The organism is Mycobacterium sp. (assembly GCF_052144515.1).
Lineage (GTDB): Bacteria > Actinomycetota > Actinomycetes > Mycobacteriales > Mycobacteriaceae > Mycobacterium.
In genome coordinates this window covers 1-3090 of record NZ_JBKQQD010000059.1, presented here as the reverse complement: position 1 = coordinate 3090, position 3090 = coordinate 1, and the positions used below count along the sequence as shown (strand labels likewise).

The window sequence follows — 3090 nt, the reverse complement described above, 5'->3', positions numbered from 1 at the left end:
AGGCGGAGGACGACTTCGGGACCGCGGCCTACTGGCAGCGGCACGTCCGGGGCGCGGTGCGGTTCGCCGACAGCGTCCGCTTCGTACATGCGGCCGGGACAACCCGGTTCTTGGAAGTCGGGCCGAGCAGCCTGACTGCGGCTATCGAAGAATCGCTGGCGTCAGAAGCGGCAACAACGATGTCCGCGCTGCGCAAAGACCGCCCGGAGCCGGCAACCCTGACGAATGCGATCGCGCAGGGGTTTGTCGCCGGGATGGACGTGGACTGGCGTGGCGTGCTCGGCAACGCCAATTTCGTGGAATTGCCCACGTATGCCTTTGAGCGGCGGCGGTTTTGGCTCTGTGGCGATGGAGCCGTCGCCGATGCTGCTGGTTTGGGACTGGTGGCCAGCGAGCACGCGTTGCTGGGCGCGGTGATGGAGCTGCCGGCATCGGGCGGGGTGGTGCTGACGGGTCGGTTGTCGCCCAGCGCGCAGGGCTGGTTGGCCGATCACGCCGATGGTGGCGGGGTGCTGTTCCCGGGCGCGGGGTTCGTGGAGTTGGCGATCCGCGCCGGTGACGAGGTGGGCTGCGGAATTGTCGACGAGCTGAATTTGGCGGCGCCGCTCGTGTTGCCGGCTGGGGCTTCTGGTCGATCGGTGGCGGTCCAGGTAGTGGTTGGCGGCCCGGACGACTCAGGTGTTCGTGCGGTGTCGGTGTTCTCGCGTGCCGAGACTGGTTCCGGCTGGTTGTTGCACGCCGAGGGCGTGCTGCGGCCAGGGTCGATGCAGCCGAGCGCGGATCTGTCCGTGTGGCCGCCGGTGGGTGCGGTCCCAGTGGACGTAGGCGACGGGTACGAACGGCTGGCCGAGCGTGGGTATGGGTACGGGCCCGCATTCCGAGGCTTGACCTCGATGTGGCGTCGCGGCGATGAAGTATTCGCCGAAGTGACGCTCCCCGCGGACGCCGGTGTATCCGTGGCCGGGTTCGGGGTCCACCCGGTGATGCTGGACGCGGCATTGCATGCGGTGATCTTGGCCTCCAATGGTGTCGAGGGCACGGGGGCTGACGAAGGTTCGATATTAGTGCCGTTCTCCTGGCAGCAGGTGTCGTTGCATGCCGCCGGTGCGGCGGCGGTACGGGCGCGGATCGTGCCGGTGGGCCCTCCCCCGCAAGCGGGCGGTACCCCCACGGCAGTGTCCATCGAATTGGCCGATGGGTTGGGGCTGCCGGTGCTCTCGGTGGCGTCGATGGTCGCCCGGCCCGTGACCGATCAGCAGTTGCTGGCCGCAGTGTCGAACTCGGGTCCGGACGGCCTCTTTGAGGTGGTCTGGTCTGCACAGCCGTCAGCCACGGTGCAGCCGGTATCGGTGTGCGCCTGGGGGGCAACGGAGTTGGACACCGCCGTGGCTGAGCCATCGGCGGTGGTGTTCGAGTCGGCGTCAGTGGTCGGTGACGTCTTGGGGCAGGTATACGAGGCTACGCGTGCGGTGCTGACAGTGCTGCAGTTGTGGTTGGCCCGCGACCGGGCCGGGGTGTTGGTGGTGGCGACCCGGGGCGCAATGGGGTTGGCGGGGGAAGATGTCACCGATTTGGCGGGCGCGGCGGTGTGGGGGTTGGTGCGGTCGGCGCAGACCGAGCATCCCGGTCGGATCGTGCTCGTGGATTCCGATTCACCCCTGGGTGATCCAGCCAATGATGCGGTAGCCGCTGTTTTGGCTGCCGGTGAGCCGCAAGTGTTGCTGCGCGGCGGAACGGTCTACACCGTGCGGGTGCATGGCAGTCGGGCGGTTAGCGGTGTCCTGGTACCGCCGGGTGATGGACCCTGGCGGTTGGGTATGAGCAGCTACGGCACCTTTGAGAATCTAAGGTTGGAGCGCATTCCCGACGCCGACGCGCCACTGGGGCCCGGGCAGGTTCGGGTCGCATTGTCGGCCATCGCCGCCAACTTCCGCGACGTCATGATCGCCTTGGGCCTCTACCCGGAGGATGCGGTCATGGGTATTGAGGGCTCCGGCGTCGTCGTCGACAACGCTTCGGAGGATGGCTGTTTCGCGGTGGGCGACCGGGTAATGGGCCTGTTCCCGGACGGCACCGGAACGGTCGCCGTCACCGACCAGCGACTGCTGGTGAAGGTGCCGGCGGGATGGTCGAGCACTGCCGCCGCCACCACCTCGGTGGTTTTCGCCACCGCCTTCTACGCGCTGGTGGACCTAGCCTCGGATTCGGCCGGGCTTAAACCGGGGCAGCGGGTGTTGGTGCATGCCGCCGCTGGTGGGGTGGGGATGGCTGCGGTGCAGTTGGCCCGGCACTTGGGGTTGGAGGTGTTCGCCACGGCCAGCCGCGGCAAGTGGGACACCTTGCGGGCTATGGGTTTTGATGAGGACCACATTTCTGATTCACGCAGCCTGGAGTTCGAGGACAAGTTCCGGGCGGTCACCGGTGGGCGTGGCGTGGATGTGGTGCTGGACTCGCTGGCCGGTGATTTCGTGGATGCATCGCTGCGGCTGGTTGCCCCCGGTGGGGTGTTTTTGGAGATGGGCAAGACCGACATCCGCGACCCCGGAGCCATCGCCCAGGAGTACCCGGGTGTGCGCTACCGCGCCTTCGACCTCTTCGAGCCCGGCCGTCCCCGGATGCACCAGTACATGCTCGACCTCGCCGAACTGTTTGACGCCGGAGTGCTGCGGCCGTTGCCGGTGACGAGGTTTGATGTGCGACGTGCGCCTGCGGCGTTGCGGTATCTGAGTCAGGCCCGCCATGTGGGCAAGGTCGTGATGACGATGCCGGATGCGTGGGCGGCGGGCACTGTGTTGATCACCGGTGCTACTGGGATGGCGGGTTCGGCGTTGGCTCGTCATGTGGTGGCCCGTCATGGGGCCCGTCGTTTGATGTTGGTGAGTCGGCGTGGTCCGGATGCGCCGGGGTCTGCGGAATTGGTCGCTGAGTTGGAGGCAGCCGGCGCCCAGGTGCAGGTGGTGGCGTGTGATGCGGCGGAGCGGGCGGCGTTGGCCAAAGTGATTGCCGATATTCCGGTGCAACATCCGTTGTCGGGGGTGATCCATGCCGCCGGGGTGCTTGATGATGCGGTGGTGACGTCGCTGACGCCCG

The 3090-nt window shown here is 67.3% G+C and carries 1 protein-coding gene; it reads left to right on the top strand.

All coding sequences use genetic code 11. The features are described 5' to 3' along the window. Positions 1-3090: polyketide synthase dehydratase domain-containing protein (locus tag ACLP9N_RS03070; protein ID WP_442406013.1), on the top strand; the 3090-nt coding region annotated here is incomplete at both ends.